Origin of the sequence: Actinoplanes sp. NBRC 101535, from assembly GCF_030269225.1 — a bacterium.
Lineage (GTDB): Bacteria > Actinomycetota > Actinomycetes > Mycobacteriales > Micromonosporaceae > Actinoplanes > Actinoplanes rectilineatus.
Genome location: NZ_BSSY01000004.1, coordinates 589,692 through 608,427, shown reverse-complemented (window position 1 = coordinate 608,427; position 18,736 = coordinate 589,692). Strand labels below are relative to the sequence as shown.

Annotated in this window: 16 protein-coding genes; 7 read left to right on the top strand and 9 right to left on the bottom strand. The window is 70.3% G+C overall.

From position 1 onward, the window contains the following. Positions 1-16 precede the first annotated feature (16 nt). The gene (locus tag QSK32_RS14650; protein WP_045739568.1) at positions 17-418 is read left to right on the top strand and encodes a MerR family transcriptional regulator; all 402 of its coding nucleotides are present in this window, start codon (positions 17-19) and stop codon (positions 416-418) included. On the opposite strand, the gene QSK32_RS14645 is transcribed toward QSK32_RS14650, so the two are convergent. Then, positions 384-725 (bottom strand): MmcQ/YjbR family DNA-binding protein, encoded by a 342-nt coding sequence (locus QSK32_RS14645; RefSeq protein ID WP_285472221.1) that lies wholly within the window; start codon positions 723-725, stop codon positions 384-386. The genes QSK32_RS14650 and QSK32_RS14645 overlap by 35 nt on opposite strands. A gap of 82 nt (positions 726-807) precedes the next feature. On the opposite strand from QSK32_RS14645, the gene QSK32_RS14640 reads away from it, so the two are divergent. The 3 genes from QSK32_RS14640 to QSK32_RS14630 all read left to right on the top strand — a co-directional run bounded on the left by QSK32_RS14640 (position 808) and on the right by QSK32_RS14630 (position 3,911). Next, on the top strand, positions 808-1,578 hold the full coding sequence (locus QSK32_RS14640; RefSeq protein ID WP_045739570.1) for a hypothetical protein: 771 nt from the start codon (positions 808-810) through the stop codon (positions 1,576-1,578). 207 nt (positions 1,579-1,785) lie between these two features. After that, positions 1,786-2,748, top strand: a complete 963-nt coding sequence (locus tag QSK32_RS14635; protein WP_045739571.1) for a sulfite exporter TauE/SafE family protein — start codon at positions 1,786-1,788, stop codon at positions 2,746-2,748. Between the two features lie 89 nt (positions 2,749-2,837). After that, positions 2,838-3,911 (top strand): hypothetical protein, encoded by a 1,074-nt coding sequence (locus QSK32_RS14630; RefSeq protein ID WP_285472220.1) that lies wholly within the window; start codon positions 2,838-2,840, stop codon positions 3,909-3,911. A gap of 74 nt (positions 3,912-3,985) precedes the next feature. Here QSK32_RS14630 and QSK32_RS14625 read toward each other — a convergent pair whose 3' ends face one another. Further along, a complete protein-coding gene (locus tag QSK32_RS14625; protein WP_285472219.1) occupies positions 3,986-4,282 on the bottom strand; it encodes a hypothetical protein in 297 nt (98 codons plus the stop codon). 374 nt (positions 4,283-4,656) lie between these two features. On the opposite strand from QSK32_RS14625, the gene QSK32_RS14620 reads away from it, so the two are divergent. Further along, positions 4,657-5,784: a helix-turn-helix domain-containing protein gene (locus tag QSK32_RS14620; protein WP_285472218.1), complete on the top strand. Its 1,128-nt coding sequence runs from the start codon at positions 4,657-4,659 to the stop codon at positions 5,782-5,784. Beyond that, positions 5,781-6,962, top strand: a complete 1,182-nt coding sequence (locus QSK32_RS14615; RefSeq protein WP_157410653.1) for a glycosyltransferase family 2 protein — start codon at positions 5,781-5,783, stop codon at positions 6,960-6,962. The genes QSK32_RS14620 and QSK32_RS14615 overlap by 4 nt, the downstream gene beginning before the upstream one ends. Here the strand turns inward: QSK32_RS14615 and QSK32_RS14610 are convergent. The 5 genes from QSK32_RS14610 to QSK32_RS14590 form a co-directional block, all read right to left on the bottom strand. Beyond that, entirely contained in the window at positions 6,883-8,013 is a 1,131-nt protein-coding gene (locus QSK32_RS14610) for an MFS transporter (protein ID WP_285472217.1), read from the bottom strand. The two genes, QSK32_RS14615 and QSK32_RS14610, sit on opposite strands and share 80 nt — an antisense overlap. 135 nt (positions 8,014-8,148) lie before the next feature. After that, the gene (locus QSK32_RS14605; RefSeq protein WP_045739575.1) at positions 8,149-9,072 is read right to left on the bottom strand and encodes a diacylglycerol/lipid kinase family protein; all 924 of its coding nucleotides are present in this window, start codon (positions 9,070-9,072) and stop codon (positions 8,149-8,151) included. A gap of 25 nt (positions 9,073-9,097) precedes the next feature. Then, positions 9,098-10,231: a cytochrome P450 gene (locus QSK32_RS14600; protein WP_285472216.1), complete on the bottom strand. Its 1,134-nt coding sequence runs from the start codon at positions 10,229-10,231 to the stop codon at positions 9,098-9,100. Between the two features lie 32 nt (positions 10,232-10,263). After that, complete coding sequence (locus tag QSK32_RS14595; RefSeq protein WP_285472215.1) at positions 10,264-10,482, bottom strand: hypothetical protein; 219 nt, start codon at positions 10,480-10,482, stop codon at positions 10,264-10,266. Between the two features lie 1,236 nt (positions 10,483-11,718). Further along, positions 11,719-13,749: an ATP-binding response regulator gene (locus tag QSK32_RS14590; RefSeq protein ID WP_285472214.1), complete on the bottom strand. Its 2,031-nt coding sequence runs from the start codon at positions 13,747-13,749 to the stop codon at positions 11,719-11,721. Positions 13,750-13,823: 74 nt separating this feature from the next. Between QSK32_RS14590 and QSK32_RS14585 the strand changes: the two genes are divergently transcribed. After that, entirely contained in the window at positions 13,824-16,913 is a 3,090-nt protein-coding gene (locus tag QSK32_RS14585; protein ID WP_285472213.1) for a PAS domain S-box protein, read from the top strand. Here the strand turns inward: QSK32_RS14585 and QSK32_RS14580 are convergent. Together QSK32_RS14580 and QSK32_RS14575 are read right to left on the bottom strand one after the other, a co-directional pair. Then, positions 16,855-17,847, bottom strand: coding sequence for a TerC/Alx family metal homeostasis membrane protein (locus QSK32_RS14580; protein WP_245673757.1), 993 nt, complete (start codon positions 17,845-17,847; stop codon positions 16,855-16,857). The two genes, QSK32_RS14585 and QSK32_RS14580, sit on opposite strands and share 59 nt — an antisense overlap. Positions 17,848-18,090: 243 nt before the next feature. Then, positions 18,091-18,714, bottom strand: coding sequence for an alpha/beta hydrolase (locus QSK32_RS14575; RefSeq protein ID WP_052720034.1), 624 nt, complete (start codon positions 18,712-18,714; stop codon positions 18,091-18,093). Positions 18,715-18,736 lie beyond the last annotated feature (22 nt).

Here is an 18,736-nt window from a genome sequence, read left to right as displayed (position 1 = left end):
GCCTCTTCATGTCGACATGAGGTCAAGCCCCGGGATGTCCATCGGTGACCTGGCGGCGAGCTTCGGGCTCGCCCCGCACGTGCTGCGCCACTGGGAGGACCGCGGTCTGCTCCAACCGGAGCGGACCGCCGCCGGCCGGCGGGTCTACACCGAGCAGGACCGGGTCCGGATCGGGTTGATCCTGCTCGGCAAGGAGGCCGGGCTCAGCCTGGAGCAGACCCGGATGCTGTTCACCGGTGGCATGGACCGCCGCCGGCTCTACCGCGAGCACGGCGCCGAACTACGCCGCCGGATCGCCGTGGCGCAGGCGGCACTGGCGATCGTCGAGCACGCCGCCGAGTGCCGGGAGGATCACGTGCTGGTCTGCCCCGAGCTGCTGCGGATCACTGGTCCGCTCGCATCCGGTACGCGTCGGTGAGCAGCTCGGTGAGGCGGCCGACGTTCACCGCGGGCAGGCGCAGCATGACCAGCGGCAGACCGTCGTAGCCCGGTGTGGTGAAGAACAGGTCCGGTTCGCCGAGCAGCAGTGCCTGCTTCTCCGCCTCGTCGCCGACGAACAGCACCGCCACGTCGGTGCGGATCACCCGCGGCCTGCCGGGCACGCGTTCCGGATAGGACCAGACGAAGCCCTTGTTCGCGACCCGGAAGTCGAAGCCGTCGCTGTCGATCTCCACCACGTCGGGCAGGCCCAGTGCCAGCCGTCTGACGTCGTCCGCGTCAGCCATCGAGATCCCCCGTTCGAGTGCCGTCGTTCATACCGATGACAGGCTACGGTTCCCGGGTATCGACCGGCGCTAGGATCCGGCGGTGGGCGCGGACGCGGAGATCATCGTCTTCGACTACGACCGGTACCGATCTCAGGTCGTGCCGGCTCTGGTCGAGATGATCCGTGGCCGGGGCGTCGAGCCGTGGCTGGCCGAGGTGTTCCGCAGCGCCGGTGGTTACGAGGCCGGCTGGCGGCGTCTCGCCGAGGAGCTTCGGACCCGGTCCACCGATCTGGCGCGATATTGCACCTGGCTCGCCGACGACCTGCGCTACATCGGCGCCGACCCGGTCGACCGGGAGGCCGGCAAACAGGTCTTCTGTCACGCGCTCAGCTGCCCGGAGCGTCTGCGCTGCCGGTTCCATGCGGACAACGACCGGTTCGCACTGGAAGAACTGAATGCGCTCCACGAGGCGTTGGTGGCGACGCTGTGCCTGGGGCAGTCCCGGTTTTTGGGCCGCAGTGTCACGCCCGGTCTCTATCTGCCGGTCTTCCGCCGGTGCGGTGTCCCGGAGGGCGACCCGCTGTGGGATCTGCTCGGCGCGCTGGCCACCCGCGGTGCGGCGTTCGGCTACCAGTACACGATGGGGACCGACGGCATCCACGGATGGCTGACCCCGGCCGAGGCCGGCGAGATGGCGCGCAGGCTGGGCGAACTGCCGTTGACCGGTGCGGACTGGCCGGAGGAGAGCCTGTCGCGGATCCGGGTGATGGCGGCGAAGGCGTCGGCCGCCGGGTTCGGTGTGCTCTGGGGCAACGACGTGATGCCCGACATGTGGGCGCAGACGTTCGGCATGGTGCCGCCGGTTCAGTGAGCCGCTCCCGGTGTGAGCTGGGCTTATCACCGGCGCAAAGAGTTCGCAACAAGAGGTTGATCACTGGCCGTGAATGGGTTCTTGCCCTGCGGTGCTCCAGGCACTAATCTCCGATCCAATAAATAGGAAATACAGGCTTGGCATAGCAGGTCGGCTTAGCTCCCGCCGGCACGAAAACCACCCCATTCACCCCTGGCGGTATGACGCATGCGAAAACTCATCCTCCTCGCCCTCGTGGGGCTCGGTGCTCAGCTCGTCGACGGCAGCCTGGGCATGGCCTACGGTGTCACCTCCACCACCCTCCTCCTGGCGATCGGCACCAACCCGGCTGCCGCCTCCGCCACCGTGCACCTCGCCGAGATCGGCACCACGCTGGTCTCCGGCTTCTCGCACTGGAAGTTCGGCAACGTCGACTGGAAGGTCGTCGCCAAGATCGGTGTGCCCGGCGCGATCGGCGCCTTCCTCGGCGCGACGGTGCTGAGCAACCTGTCCACCGAGACCGCGGCGCCGCTGATGGCGATCATCCTGCTGCTGCTCGGCCTGTACGTCTTCGTCCGCTTCACCTTCCAGGGCCTGCCCAAGGGCAACCTCGGCAAGCCGCTGCGCAAGCGGTTCCTCGGACCGCTCGGCCTGGTCGCCGGGTTCGTCGACGCCACCGGCGGCGGTGGCTGGGGCCCGGTCGGCACCCCCGCGATCCTGGCCAGCGGCCGCCTCGAGCCGCGCAAGACGATCGGCTCCATCGACACCAGCGAGTTCCTGGTGTCGGTCGCCGCCAGCCTCGGTTTCATCATCGGCCTGGCCGGCGGCACCGAGTCCGTCGACTTCGGCTGGGTCGCCGCGCTGCTCATCGGTGGTGTGATCGCCGCGCCGATCGCCGCCTGGCTGGTCCGGCACATCCCGCCGCGGGTGCTGGGCGCCGCCGTCGGTGGTCTGATCATCCTGACCAACACCCGGTCCCTGCTGCGCAGCGACTGGATCGACGCCTCCGACCCGGTCCGCTACACCTTCTACGCGGTCATCTACGCCGCCTGGGCCGCGGCGCTGGTCTACTCGATCAAGCAGTACCGCGCCAACCGTGCCGAGGACGCCGCGATCATCGCCGAGGCGGAGACGGCTGCCGTGTCCGGCGACCTGCCCGAGGACAAGGACAAGGCCAGCACGTCCGTCTGACCGCGACGAACCAGGAGAAGCCGGCCCGATCCGCTCGGGCCGGCTTCCGCCGTTTCCGGCGTACCCCGGATGATCTTTATGATCTGGCGATGCGATTCCCGGATCTGTGTACGGACCTGAGCAACGGCGTCATCGAACTGGATGCGGAGGAGTCGACGACCGCGCTGCGGGCCATCATCGGCGCGATCGGCGAGGTGAGCCCGGACGAGCTGACCGAGGGCGCCCGGCGGCTGCTCCCGGCGGTCCGGCAGGTGTCGCTGGGCAACGGCGGCCAGCTGGCCCAGGTGACCGCCGGCCTGGTGGAGGCCGGCGCCGACCCGTTCGTCCTGTTTGATGCGCTCGTCGACCGGGTCACCGCGGGACTCGAGCAGGCCGCCCGGTTCCCGGCCCTGGCCGAGAAGTCCGGCGCGCTGTCCGAGCCGGAGAGCCAGGAGGAGGTCGACGACCTGCTCCGGCAGGTGGCCCGGGTCGCCGTCGAGGCGGGCCTGTCCGCGGACGAGGCCGGTGGCGTGGTGCAGGCCTGGTTCACCGTCGAGGACTGGATCCCGGCGCTGCTCCTGCCGTTGCAGCAGAAACGGGTCCGGCAGTCCTTCGCCGACGACCCGGCCCGCCGCGACCGGCTCGTGGTGGCGGCGCTGGCCATGTCCGAGTACGCCGAATCCGCCCCGTGGCTGCTCGGCCTGCTCCAGGTGATCGACGACGTGCCGGTCCTGGTCGTGCACCGCGACTCCGGCCGCGCCTACCGCCTGACCGTCAGCGGGGTCGCCGAGAACTTCCAGCTGAACACCCTGCTGGCCGCCACCCTGATCGGCGACCCGGCGGACGGCCTGATCCCGGGGGAGCGTCCCGAACAGGAGTGGGTCGACGCCGCCACCGACGGCGAGGAACTGCAGCCGGAGGGCGGCATCGTCGCCCGGTTCGACCTGGTCTCCGCCGACGGCGCCCCGACCTGGCCGGAGGGGCAGCTGGCCGACATCCCGGTCGTCGACGGGTACCGGGTGCTGGTGCTCGACACGCCGCGTTTCGAGCGCAGCTGGAACACCGGGCGGGTGTACCCGCTGATGCGCCCGGAGGTGGTGCTGGAGCGGATCCTCCCGGAGTCCGAGGCCGCCGCGTGGATGCAGCGGATCAAGCCGGCCAAGCGTGACCTGTTGGGCGGCTGAACCCCGGCTGAACCCGGCTGAACCCCGGGACGGCCCTGCGGCGACGGATCACCGCAGGGCCGTCGTCGCTCTCGTCAGCCGGTGAGGCCGACGATGCCGATGAGCGACTTCAGGGCGGCGTAGACCAGTCCGGCGAACGCCAGGACGGCCAGCGCCTGCAGGATCATCCAGCGGAGCTTGACGATGATCCGGACAGCGAGATAGAGCGTGAGGGCACTGCCCAACGAGTACGCCATGAGTTCGTAGCGGGAGCTCTCGTCGGTGACCGCGGCGCCGGCGCCGGTGAGCACGACCACCGTCCCGGCCGCGATCACCCCGCAGCGCCGCAGAGACTGGTTTACGGAGATCTTCAGGGGCGGTACTTTCTGCATTACGGACTCCGAGAGTTCGTAGGAGCGGGTGCCCCTCGAGTCGCGCTGGGAATCGGGATCTCGGGGGTGCCTGTCAGCAGAGGTGAGGCACGCGAGCTCGGATCCGTGCGGTGACGCGGCGGGGCACGTGGTGGCCGGGCGGCACCGCGCCAGACTCGTTCCACCGCCATCTCCGCCTCCCTGTAACTTCAGGGAACTTCAATGAAATTCAGGCTAGGTGGGCCGAAGAGACGAAGGCAAGCTGACATTTCGTGAACGCCGTCTTCAGTCACGTTCACTCACGCTCTTGAGGACGGCCTCAGGCGATACTGCTCGTACGGAAGCGACAGACCGGCAGATTGAAGTTGTCTGAAGTTCGGTGAAGGATTCATCTCATGCAGTCGGGAGAGTCCAGCGGCGTGCGCCTGGCCCGCCGTCTGCGGGAACTGCGCGCCGCGCACTGGCCGGGGCTGAAGGTCACCCAGCGCCAGGTCGCCGAGGCGCTCGGCGGCGAGAGTCCCCTGAGCATGTCGTTGATCTCCGCGTGGGAGTCGGTCCGCGACCCGCAGCTGCCACCGGCGCACCGGCTGGCGGCCTACGCGACCTTCTTCGCCAGCCGCCGGTCGGTGGGCGCCGAACCGGCCCGGCTGCTCGGCGAGAACGAGCTGACCGAGGACGAGCGGCGGATGCGCGACGAGTTGCACACCGAGCTGCTCAGCCTGCGGTTGTTCGGGGCCGAGCATCGTGAGGCCGGCGAGCCGGCGTCCTTCGAGCCGCTGCCGCTGCCGCTGGTCGGGCCGACCACCGACACGATCGGCGGCGGGACCTGGTTCTTCCCGGACCAGCGGCCGATCATCATCGTCAGCGGCAGTCTGCCGCGGCGGTTCCGGGAGCGGATGCCGTACACCGATGCCAAGGATCCCGACTACGTCCGGGCGTACAGCCTGGCCGACCTGGACGCGGTGCTCGAGGTGCACGGGCACATCCGGGCGGTGAACCCGGCGGCCGAGGTGCGGATCCGGCGGTCGGAGGAGATGGTCGAGGACGACTTCACCTCGCACCTGGTGCTGATCGGCGGTGTCGACTGGAACCCGGTGAACCGGGACATCACCCGGCGGCTCGCTCTGCCGATCAGCCAGCAGATGCGGTCCAGCGACGACGACTTCGGCTGTTTCTCGCACCGGGACGGTGAAACGTTCCAGCCGGTGGTCGACGAGGGCAACGGGTCACTTCTGGAGGACGTGGCCCACTTCTTTCGGGGGAAAAGCCCGTACAACGCCCGGCGAACGGTGACACTGTGTAACGGAATGTTCGGTCGCGGAACGTACGGCGCTGTTCGGGCGTTGACCGACGCGAAGTTCCGCGATCGCAACGAAACCTACATCCGGCAACGCTTCCAAGATCCGTCGACGTTCAGCATATTGATGCGCGTCCGGATCAATCCGAACGGAGCCGTGGTGACACCCGACTGGACCCAGGACGAAGCCCGGCTGCACGAGTGGCCGGCAGTGAGTGAGGCATGAGCAGCGCCAGCCACCATCGCTCGCACCGTGGCCTCATCCAGCGCTCGGCCTCCGGCCCGGAGCGGGCGACTGTGGACGCGGTCATCGTCCCCAGTGTGCGGTCCCCGCTGATCCTCGACGAGGCCGGCCGGATCGCCGGCGAACTGGGCTGCGCGCTGCTGGTGCTGTGCAGCATGGGCTCGTACGCCGCACGGGTGGTCGAACACCTCGCCGGGCGACCGTCGCTGCGGGTGGTGGCGGTCGACTTCCCGCCGGACGGGGTGTCCCGGCTGCCGGTCCTGGAGACGTCGACGGTGCTCGGCCGGTCGCGCCTGCAACGCCGCGCCGACACCAGCGCCAAGCGCAATCTGGGGCTGGCACTGGCCCGGACGGCCGGCTGGCGCAACGTGGTCTTCCTGGACGACGACATCATCATCCCGGACGCCGCCGACCTGGAACGGGCCGCCGCGATGCTGACCACCCACGACGTCGTCGGGCTGCGGGTCGGCGGGTTCCCGGACAACTCGGTGGTCTGCCACGCCAACCGGGAGACCGGCGCCGAGCAGGACACCTTCATCGGTGGCGGCGCCCTGGTGGTGCCGGCACACCGGACCGAGTCGTTCTTCCCGGAGATCTACAACGAGGACTGGTTCTTCCTGCTCGGCGACACCGCGCTGCGGCGGGTCGGTCAGGTGGGCGTCGCCGTGCAGAAACCGTACGACCCGTTCGCCGACCCGGACCGGGCCCGCGGTGAGGAGTTCGGCGACGTGCTCGCCGAGGGGGTGTTCGCCCGGCTGGACGACGGTCTGCCGATCGGCGCCGACGACGCGTACTGGGCGGAGTTCCTGGCCGACCGGCTGCATCTGATCCGGACGATCGAGGCGCGAATCCCGGCACCGCCAGTCACGGAGCGTGACAGTCAGATGGTGGAGGCGCTGAGCGCGGCCAAGGGCCGGCTGCAGTACATCCAGCCGAAGGACTGCGTCCGCTACATCGAGGCCTGGCAGCGGGACCGGGCCACCTGGCGGTCCTTCGTGACCCGGATCCGCCGGATCCACCGGCCGGACGCGGGCCTGGCCAACGTGATCACCGCGATCGGCCGGTTCGGGCTGACCGCCGTCACCGGCCCGCCTCCCGGTCCGCACTGGCCAGGGCCGGAGCGAGAAGTGCGACAGCCAGAGCCAGCGGCAGCAGGCTGACGATCGCGGTGTGCAGCCCGGCGGCGTGGGCCAGCCGCCCGATGGCCAGCGGGCCGACGATGCTGGCGCTGTAGCCGACCGCGGTCATCAGCGCCACCGCCGACGGTGCCGCCAGCGCGCCGGTCGCGCTGAGCGCGGCCGGGAACACCCAGCAGATCCCGGCACCCCAGCCGAGCGCAGCCAGATAGAGCCAGATCCCGGTCGGCCCGGCGACCACCAGCACGATGCTGGCCCCGGTCACCAGCGAACCGGCCCGGACCAGGCCGACCGCGCCGACCGTCCGGTGCGGGCGTTCCGCGGCCAGGCGCCCGGCGGCCATCGACGAGACGAACAGGGCGTACCAGAAAGCCGCCCCGGCGTGGGTGAGCAGCCGGTCCTGGTTGAGGTAGACGGCCAGCCAGTCGCCGGCGGCACCCTCCACGATCGCGCCGCAGAACAGCAGCGTGCCGATCGCCGCGAGCCGCCGCAGCGGTGACCGGGCGGGACCGGCGGCGTCGGAGCGTCCCGGCTTGTCCTCGCCGAACACGGTCAGGCCGACCGCACAGAGCACCGCGATGATCAGGACGACGGCGATCAGGTGGGGGAGCAGGCCGACCGAGAGCGCGGTGGCGGCCAGCCCCAGGCCGGCGCCGGTCATGCTGCCGATACTCCACCAGCCGTGGAAGCCGCTCATCAGGTGCGTGTCGTACCGGCTCTCCAGGGCCGATGCCTGCATGTTCATGCCGGCGTCCCAGACGCCGCCGCCGACGCCCATGCCGAGCAGAGCCAGGGCGAGACCGGTGGGTGACTGCGCCAGCGGGATGGCGAGCAACGACACCAGCGTGCCGGTGAACCCGGCGCCGGCGACCCGGCGGCTGCCGAACCGGGCGGTGACCGGGCCGGTCAGGGTCATCGCGGCGAGGGTGCCGAGGCCCAGCATCGTCAGTGCGGCGCTGAGGCCGGCGACGCCCGTGCCGGTCTGCTCGAGAACGGCCGGCAGCCGGGACATCCAGGACGCCTGCGTGGCGCCGCTGCCGGCGAAGACGAGACTGACCGTCCGAGTCGCCCGCACGAAGTCACCCCCGTCGATGACTGTAACGGCGGGGAGCGCCGGACGCGATCCACGAAAAGGACCTCGTGGACAGGGCTCGTATCGAAGTGCAAGACGGCTGGACCCGCCTCGCTCCGCCCCACCTCGATACAGGTCCTAGTGGTCGGGGCTGTCGGCGGCGGCCATGATGCGCAGGGCGTTGGGGTCGACCGCGACCCGCAGCGGCGTCTCGCCACACGGCTCACCGTCGACCTCGGTCCGGGTCGGACGGTCGGTCTGCAGGAACAACTCGCCGACCGCCAGGAACGGCTGCTCGCGTAGCGTCCGCCGGTGTCCGGTCAGCACGTTGCGGGCCGTCTCGCGCAGCAGCTCCCAGCGGGTGCCGCCACCCACCGGATAGGCCACCAACAGCCGGTCGTCGGCACCCGCATCCGCGGTGATCGGGCGACCCGCGTGAAAACCGCCGTTGGCCACGTACACCTGATGGGTCCGGTAGACGATCTCGCGACCGTCGGCCCGGACCGTCACGGTCAGCGGTCGGTGCCGGGTCAGCAGCCCCAGCGCGGTGATCGGGTAGGCGATCCGCCCGACGACACGCTTCAGCCTGCGCGGGGCGGAGATCATGATCTCGGCGGAGAGACCGACACCGACGTGATTGGTGAACGGCATGTCCCCGGCGACCCCCAGGTCCACGTCGATGACCTTGCCGTCGGTCAGGGTGGCGATCGCGGCGTCCAGATCCGGCGGGATCCCGACGGTCCGCGCGAAGTTGTTCGTCGTGCCCAGCGGCAGCAGCCCCAGAGCCACGTCCCGGTGGGCCAGCATCCGCCCGGCAGTGCTGATCGTCCCGTCGCCGCCACCGGCGACCAGCAGGTCGGGGCCGAGAGCCAGCGCCTCGGCCAGCGACTCCTCAAGGTCACGGTCCACCGCGTACGACCCGAGCACCGTGAACCCGGCCGCCAGGAGACGGGCGTGGGCGTCCTCGTAGAGCTTGCGTCCCCGCCGGGACCGGGCGTTGACCACGAGGACCGCGCGCCGGTCCCGCCGGATGTCGTCGGTCAGCTGCTGCTTCGTCCGCACCCGACGACCCTATCGTCAGTGGTGATCATGAAGTGGTCAGTGGGACGGCCGACCAGCCCCGGAGCACGAACGACGGGTGCCGCACCGGCGGGCCGGCGAACTCCAGGGCGGGCAGGTCGAGCAGCGCCTCCAGCGCGGACTGCAACTCGATACGGGCCAGCGGCGCACCCAGACAGAAGTGCAGACCGGCGCCGAAACTGAGATGCGGGTTCGGGACCCGGCCCACATCGAAACGATCCGGCGCGGCGAACACCGCCGGATCCCGGTTGGCCGCGCCGAGCAGGGCGGCCACCTCGGCCCCGGCCGGGACGGTCACCCCACCGACCGTCACGTCCGCGGCGGCGGTCCGCACGAACAGTTGCGACGGCGAGTCGTACCGCAGCATCTCCTCGACGGCGGTCACGACCAGCGACCGGTCGGCGCGCAGCCGGGCCAGCTGGGCGGGATGCTCCAGCAGCGCGACCACCCCGTTGCCCAGGCCGTTGACCGACGCCTCGTGACCCGCGTTGAGCAGCAGGATCACCGACGCGATCAACTCGTCGCCGGTCAGCCCCACCCCGGTCAGGTGGGTGATCAGGTCGTCGCGGGGATCGGCACGGCGGGCCGCCGCCAGGTGAGCCAGGTAGTCGGCGAACTCCCGGGACGCCTCGATCGCGGCGGCCTCGACGGCCGGGGTGCGCGACACCTCGTACATCCGGACGATCGCCGCGGACCAGGGACGCAGCCGGGGCCGGTCGGCGGCCGGCACACCGAGCAGTTCCGCGATCACGGTGACGGCCAGGGGTTCCGCCACGTCGGAGATCAGGTCGAACTCGGTACCCATGGAAGGGGGTTTGATCCCGGCCCGCAGACGCTCGACGTGACCGCGCCCGAACGCCTGCGCCACCAGCGACCGCAGCCGGGTGTGGACCGGCGGCTCGTTCTCCATCATCTGATGCCGGTGCAGCAGGTTGAACGGCTCGTAGACCGCGGCCGGCTCGAGATCGGTCCAGAACCGGCCCAGCCGCCGGTCCCGCAGGACCGCGTTCGCCGTGGCGTGACTCGAGGCCAGGAACCGCGAGGTGGGCGCGTGCCAGCTGAGCGGGGCGCTCGCGCGCAGTGTCGCCATCATGGGGTACGGATCGAGCACGAACCCCGGGTCGTCGAAGGCGATCTCCACGTCGCCAGGGTATCCACGGCCCGGCCCCGAGGTCAGTCGTCGGCGGCGGATCCGCAGATCGTGCGGGGCTCCGCGGCGTACGTCCGGGAGAACCTCTCCCGTTTGACGACCTTGCCGCCGGAGTGGAACAGCCGCCACGCGTCCTGGGCGAACCCGTCGATGCCGCTGGTCGCGATGCCGGCCGGCCCGGCCGTCGAGGTGATCGTCCGCGGCGAGGTGACGTTGCGCTCGGTACTCCGCTCGGTGGTCACCTCGTCTCACACCCGGGTGCTCCACATCGACTGCGCCGTGGAGACGGGCCCGGGAGCCCTTTGATCGAAACCGGTAAACCCTTGATCGAAATGTTCAGTGGCACTGCGCTCGGCCGAGCCGTCGTTCGCGGTTGTTCAGGGGGCGGATTCCAACCGTCTGGGACGGCTGGGTTGGTCGAGCCGTCGTCGGTGGCTGTTCAGAGGGCGGATCTCAACCGTCGGCGACGGCGCGGTCGGTTGCGCCGTCGTTGGTGGCTGTTCGCGAGGCGGAACTCAACCACCAGCGACGGCGCAGCAGATCGAGCCGTCGTCCACGGCTACCCAGCGCTGCCGGTGACCTCCAGCAACGGCTCGGGGTCTGCCCGATATCACCTGGTTCGTGTTCGTCGGGCTTCTTGTCGCCGAGCCTCTTATCGTCGGCGCTCGCCGGCCCCGCGCGGTCCCGCCCTGCCCCGCCCCGCCCCGCCCCGTCGCCGTCGCCGTCGCCGTCGCCGTCGCCGTCGCAGTCGCCGTCGCAGTCGGCCAAGCCTCCCGTTGCTGGTGGCTAGACATGTTTCGTCATCAGGGTCCGCGTGGTGACTTCAGGCGTCCAGCGCGCCCGTATTCACCACACGACCGCGGGTGTGGTGATTTCGGGCGTCCAGCGCGCCCGTATTCACCACACGACCGCGGGTGTGGTGACTTCGGGCGTCCAGGGCGCCCGTATTCACCACACGACCGCGGGTGTGGTGACTTCGGGCGTCCAGCGCGCCCGAAGTCAACACGCGGATGGGCATCGCACCCTGACCACGAAACGTGTCTAGGTCTTGCCTTCTGAACGGCCGTGGATGACGGCTTGGTCGACCGGGCCGTTGCTCGTGGTCGAGGTGGATCTCTGGGGCAGCCATGGACGACGGCTGGGCGGGTTGGGCCGTTGTCCACGGTTGTTCTGGAGGCGGAATTCGGCCACCGGCGACGGCTGGGTCGACGTGGTGAGCCGTCAGCGACGGCTGGGTCGACTTGGTGAGCCGTCAGCGACGGCTGGGTTGACTTGGCCGTCGTCAGCGGTTGTCGGCCTGCTTGCCGGTGGGCTTCACCCTCGTTTTTGGGCTTCACCCATGTTTGTGGGGTTCACCCTCGTTGGCGGGTTCGCCCTTGGTGCGGGTTTGTTGAGGGCGGGGCCACGAACGTCTGGGTAGGGCCCGGGACGGGGATGGTGCGGTTGAGGGAGTAGTGGCACGTACAAAAGCGGGATTTTTAGGCTTTTGCGGTTTCTAGGGCGGCGCGCACGGTGGCTACCAGCTTTTCGCGCGTGTACGGCTTTGCCAGGATTGTCGAGCCCGGCTCCAGGTTGTTGCCGTGCTCGTCGATCAGGGCCTCGGCGAAACCGGACACGAAGACGATGGTCAGGTGCGGCTTGCGGGCGCTGGCGATCTTGGCCAGTTCGCGGCCGTTGATGCCGGGCATGACCACGTCGGTGACCAGGGCGGCGATGTGCCCGGGATGTTGCTCGAGGATCTTCAGGGCTTCGGCGCCGTCCGGGGCGGTCAGCACGGTGTAGCCGGCACTGGTCAGTACCCGGGCCGTGACCTGCAACAACGCGGCCTCGTCGTCGACCAGCAGCAGGGTTTCGCCGGCCGGGCGGTGGTGTGCGGGCTTGACCTCGGGCGGCGGGGGCGGCGGCGCGGCGATGGCCGGCAGCGCGAACGTGACGGTGGTGCCGCGGCCCGGGTCGGAGCGCAGGGTGAGCTGCCCGCCGGCCTGGCTGATCACGCCGTGTGCGGTGGAGAGGCCCAGCCCGGCGGTGCCGCTCGCCGGTTTGGTGCTGAAGAACGGTTCGAAGGCGCGGTCGAGTACGTCCTGCGGCATGCCGGTGCCGGTGTCGCGGATCCGCACCACCACCTGATCGTCTTCGGTCGCCGTGGTGATGGTGACCGTGCCGCCGTCCGGCATCGCCTCGCCGCTGTTGCGGACCAGGTTCTGCAGGGCCTGGGTGATCTGCGCCGGGTCGGCCTGCACGTCGGGCAGTTGCGGGTCGAGGTCGAGGATCAGTTCGGCGTCGCCGGCCGCGCCACGTAGCGCCTCGGCCGAGTTGCGCAGCAGCGTGTTCATGTTGAACGGGGCCGGGCGGATGATCTCCCGGCGGCCGAAGGCGAGCAGTTGCTGGGTGAGGCCCTTGGCGCGTTCGCCACCTTTGACGACGTGGCTCAGGTCGGAGAGGAGCGCGTCGACGGCGTGTGCGGGGATCGTCCCGTCGTCGCGGCCGTCGGTGACGGTCTCGATGGCGAGGGCCGCGTATCCGAGGATCGCGCCGAGGATGTTGTTGAAGTCGTGGGCGGTGCCGCCGGCCATCCGGCGCAGGCTGTCCAGGCGTTCCGCGTCGCGGTTGCGGGCCTCGTCCTGTCGCCGGTGCGACTCCTGTTCGCGGCGGTGTGTCTCCTCGCGCAGGCGTTCCTCGGCGGAGACCAGGTCGGTGACGTCATCGACGATCAGCACCCCACCGGTCAGCACGCCGTCGTCGTCGGTGATCTGCCGCAGGTGTACGCGCAACCGCCGCACCGTCCCGTCGGACCAGGTCAGCCGGTGGTCGAAGCGTAGTTCGGCGGTGCCGCCGGCCCCGCCGAGGAGGCGCATCGCGGTGTCCTGGGTGGGCGGGTCGACGCACGCGGTCCAGCCTCGTCCGAGCAGTCGCGCCTCGGGCATCTGCAGGATCTCGGCCAGTCGCGAGTTCACGTAGTCGGCGTTGCCCCGGCAGTCGAGGATGCCGATGCCGACCGGTGAGGCGAAGGCCATCGCCTCGAACCGGCGTTCGGTGTCGTGCAACTCGCGTACCTTCTCGATCAGTGTGGTGTTGACGGCCTGCATGTGGGCGTGGACGAATTCCTCGGTGGCGGTCACGTCGACCAGGACCGGTCCGCCGGCCAGGGCGGTGTCGATCGCGTCGAGCAGCGTGTCGGGGTCCTGGGACCGCAGTACCACCTGGCTGACGCCGCACGCTTCGGCGATCGGCCGGGTCTCCGGTTCCAGGTAGTTCGCGGTATAGAAGATCACCGGCGCTTGGGCGGCCAGCGGGTCCGGGTCGGTACGCAGGCGGTGCACCAGTTCCAGGCCGTCGATCCCGGGCATCAGCACGTCGGAGACCACGATGTCGGGATGGTGCACGTGGGCCAGGCGGAGAGCGTCGGCCCCGTCGTGGGCCTCGATCACGTCGTGGCCGCGGAACCCGAGGAGCATCCGCACGATGTCCCGGTTGGCGGCCACGTCGTCGACGACCATCACTGTCGCCACCACGGCTCCTCTGCGCTGAGCGGTATGTCCTGAATAAGGCTAAAGCAGAAAAAGATCACAGGTACCGTGATGCCGTGGGAACGCCGGACCGGAGGGCGTACCGGCTGGTCAGCAGCGTGTTCGCGGCGGCCGGGGCGGTGCTCGGGACAGAGGCCCTGCGGCGGCACGCCCGCCGCCGGCTGGACCAGTACTTCTACCTCGCCGCGATCATGGAGGAGACCGGGACCCCGGCTTTCGTGAAGCACCTGAGCGGACGGTATCGCCTGGTCAGCGGCGCGTACGAGAAGTTGCACGGACTCACTCCGGGGACCACCGCCGGCCGGTACGACCGGGACGTCCACCCGGCCGACTGGCTCGCCGAGATCCGCCGCCGGGACCTGGCGGTGCTGGGGTCCGGGACGCCGATCGCGTACGAGGACGACTTCGAGCACGACGGTGAACTGCGGCGCTTCGTCACCACCATGTACGTGCTGCGCAACCGGCGCGACCGGCCGTACGCGATCTTCGGGGTGAGCAGCGACGTCACCCACCTGCGCCGCGCCGAGTACCACTCGGCGCATCTGAACGCCCGCCTGGCCGCGATCGTCGAGGCCTCCCAGGACGCGATCGTCAGCAAGGAGTTCGACGGCACGATCAAGACCTGGAATCAGGGGGCCGAGCAGCTCTACGGGTACACCGCCCAGGAGATGATCGGCCGGGACGTGACCAGCCTGCTTCCCGACGACCGTCTCGGCGAGGAGCGGGAGCTGCTCGGCCGGGTGCTGGCGGGGGAGCATCTGACCCGGTACGAGACCCGCCGGAGGCGCAAGGACGGCACCAAGATCGAGGTGTCGCTGAGCATGGCGCCGGTCCGCGGCTCCGACGACATGGTGGTGGGGCTCTCCACGGTCGCCCACGACATCACCGCCCGGGTGCAGGCCGACCAGCGCAGCCGGGTGGAACGTGACCAGCTCGAAATGATCATGCACGCGGCCAGCGACCCGTTCTTCACGATGGACGGGCGCGGCCTGATCCTGGAGTGGAACCGGCAGGCCGAGCACGTCTTCGGCTGGCGCCGGGAGCAGATCCTGGGCCGTGGCGTGGACGGCACGATCCTGCCGGTGCGGTACCGGACGGCGCTGACCCGGCTGCTCGTCGGGCGGCTCGAGTGGCTGCTGGACCGGCCCTCCGAGATGACCGCGACCCACCAGGACGGCCACGAGATCCCGGTCGAGTTGACCATGTGGCGGCTCCGGGCCGACGGGGAGATCCACTTCCACGGTTTCGTCCGGGACATCACCGCCCGGCGGCAGACCGAGCAGGCCCTCGCCGAGGCCCGCGACCAGGCGCTCGAGACGGCCCGGCTGAAGTCGCAGTTCCTGGCGTCGATGAGCCACGAGATCCGGACCCCGATGAACGGCGTGATCGGCCTGACCGGGCTGCTGCTCAACTCGCGGCTCGACGCCCGGCAGCGCCGGTACGCCGAGGGCATCAGCACCGCCGGCACGGCTCTGCTCGCGGTGATCAACGACATTCTGGACTTCTCGAAACTCGAGGCCGGCAAGGTCCTCATCGAGGACGCCAACTTCCGGATCCGCCGGCTGGTCGACGAGGTGGTCGCCCTGGTCGCCCCGCCGGAACCGGACACACGGCTCACCGTCACCGGGCACTGCGACCCGCGGCTGCCCGGCGCGGTCAGCGGCGACCCGGCGAAACTGCGGCAGGTGCTGCTCAACCTGGCCGGCAACGCGGTCAAGTTCACCGCCGAGGGCCGGGTCACCGTCACCGTCACCGTCGACGGCGAGCGCCCGGCCGGACCGGACGCGATGCCGGTCCGTTTCGAGGTCCACGACACCGGCATCGGCATCGAGCCCGGCCGGCAGGAGGAGTTGTTCGAGGCGTTCACCCAGGCCGACGCGACCACCACCCGGCGCTTCGGCGGCACCGGACTGGGCCTGGCGATCAGCCGTAACCTGGTCGAGCTGATGGGCGGCCGGATCGGCGTGCGCAGCGTCCCCGGACAGGGCAGCGTCTTCTGGTTCACGGTCGTCCTGCGGGCCGCCCGCGACGAGCTGGGACAGTTCGAACGGCACTGCCTGGACGGCCTGCGGGTGCTGGTGGTGGAGCCCGGCGACGACGACCGCGGCGCCCTGATCGAACAGCTCCTCGCCTGGTCGATGGACGTGGCCGGGGTGCCCGACGCGGCCGGCGCCCGGGCGGCCCTGGGTGAGGCGGCCGCGGCCGGACGGCCGGTCGACGTGGTCCTGCTGGACACCGGCAGCACCACCGGCGAAGAGATGATCCCGCCCGGCTGCCCACGGCCGAAGACCATCCTGCTGACCGGCGCAGACGGGGCGCTGCGCCAGTCCCAGCTCTACGACGCCCTGATCGGGGCGCTCGCCGGCCCGGCCGAGGAACCGGAGTGCACCGGCGGCCCGGTCTCCGGGCGTGGCCACCTGCTGGTCGTCGAGGACAACGACATCAACCGGATCGTCGCGCTGGGCATCCTCGCCAACCTCGGCTACAGCGCGGACGTGGCGGTCAACGGGCGGGAGGCCGTCGACCTGGCCACCCGCCACGAGTACCAGGCGATCCTGATGGACTGCCTGATGCCGGAGATGGACGGGTACGCCGCGACCGCCGAGATCCGCCGCCGGGAACCACCCGGCCGGCACGTCCCGATCATCGCGCTGACCGCCGGCGCGCTCGCCGAGGACCGGGCCCGTTGCCTGGCGGCCGGGATGGACGAGCACGTCGCCAAACCGCTCGTCCCGGCCGACGTCGCCCAGGTGCTCGAGCAGCGGATCACCGGCCCCGAACTGCCGGTCGCCGACATCGAACGCCGCCTCGACCAGCTTCGCGGACCGGATCCGGTGGCCACCGAGAACGCCCTCGGCCGGCTCCTCGCCCACCTCTCCGGCAAGATCCCTGAACACCTGGAGCGGATCTCCCACGCGCTCGCCCTGGAGGACGCGCACGCCCTGCGAATGGAGGCCCACCAGCTCAAAGGGGTGCTGGCGAACCTCGGTGCGATCGCGGCCACCGACGCCTGCGGACGGCTGGAGGACGACGCCCGCCGCGACGACCTGCACACCGCGGTCGCGTCCTACGCCGCCGCGCGACCGGTCATCGAGCTCGCCCACCGGGCGGTGGAGCGGATTCGGCAAGCTCATCCCGTCGGTTAGCGAGCAGGCTCGTGGTGGTGACCACCGCCAGCACGCCGAGGATGACGACCAGGGACGCCATCGTGGGGATGTCCGGCAGCCAGGTCCAGACGCTGTGCGCCCAGTGCAGCACCAGCTTGACCCCGATGAACGCCAGGATCACCGCCAGGCCGTAGTTCAGGTGACGCAGCCGGTCCAGCAGACTGCGCAGCACGAAGTACAGCGCGCGCAGGCCGAGCAGGGCGAACGCGTTCGTGGCGAAGACCAGATAGGGGTCCTCGGTCACGCCGTACACCGCGGGCACCGAGTCGAACGCGAAGACCAGGTCGGTGGTGAAGACCGCGACCACCACCAGCGCCAGCGGCGTCAGCGTCCGCCGGCCGTTCAGCATGACGCTCATCTTGGAACCGTGGTACTCGCCGGTCACCGGCATGAACCGGCGCAGGAACCGCACACTGCGCAGACCGTCGATGTCGATCTGATGCTCCTGGCCGCGGACCGCGTCCCGCAGCACCTTCGCCGCGGTGGCCAGCAGGATCGCGCCGAACAGCAGGAACGCCCACACCCCGGACTGCAGGACGGCCGCGCCGAGAGCGATGAACACCGCCCGCAGCACCAGCGCGCCGGCGATGCCGTAGAGCAGCACCCGCTGCGCCATCACGGCCGGCACCGCGAACGAGGTGAGCAGCAGCATGAACACGAACAGGTTGTCGACCGACAGCGACTTCTCGACGATGTAGCCGGTGTAGAACTCGACGGCCGGCGTCCGCCCGTACACCTGCCAGACGAAGACCCCGAACGCGGCCGGCAGCGCCAGGTAGAAGATCGACCATCCGACCGCCTCGCGGATGTGCACCTCGTGTGGTCGGTGCGTGATCGCGAAGTCGAGAGCCAGCAGTGCCAGCAGCACGGCGATGGTGATCGCCCAGAGCGTGGGCGAGGCGATGGAATGCAAGAAGGGTCCTCCCTCGGACATGGTTCAGCGTCCGAGGTCTCCCTCACCCCGCCGGCCAAGCCGTCTAGGGCGAACGCACGGGGACACACACAGGTGTCCGTGATGACCGCACGTTCTCTCGGAGGTACTCCCCTCGCCGGGCAGCTTACGTCACCCGGCCCGGTTCCGACACCGTCTCCGCGGATCCCTGAGCAGCCACCCCTTGGTCACGGGATGGCTGCTCGGCGACGTCAGCGGCCGGAATCAGACAAGATCACGGACCGAGCGGGCGAACCGGGCCGGGGACCGCAGATGCGGAAAACCGGTGGGGGAGACCGGGCGGCTCGACGCGCGGCGGGTGCGGGGCTTCGAGAACCAGCTCCGGTACGCGTGAAGCAGACTCGCGTCCCGGCGGGCCACCGCGAACTGCCGGTACGGCTCCGGAATGGTCCCCAGATCGGCGGTCGCCAGATGCGACTCCACGGTCGCGGCGGGTGCCGCCGTCGCCGGCACGTCCACGCTGATCACCGTCTTGGTGGCGTAGGAGTCGGCGAACGCCTCGGCCAGCACCACCGACTCGGCGTGTGCCACCAGTACGGGCGCCCGGTGCAGGTCCAGCCCGTTGATGATCATCGCGAGGTCCTGCGCCAGGCTCTCCACCGCGTAGTCGCCACGCGGTGCGGACTGCCCGTGCCCCGGCAGGTCGACCGCGAGCACACTGCACGATCCGCCCATGTCCGCGGCGACCGGCCACCACATGGTCCGGTCGTAGAGCAGTCCGTGCAGCAGCACGACCGGCCGGCCGAACCGTCCCCAACGGTCGTAGACGAGCAGGTTGGCGGGGGTGCCGTAGGCATGGGTCGTCCGGCGTGGAGCTTGAGGATGCACGGGGATGTTCTTCCTTCGTCCA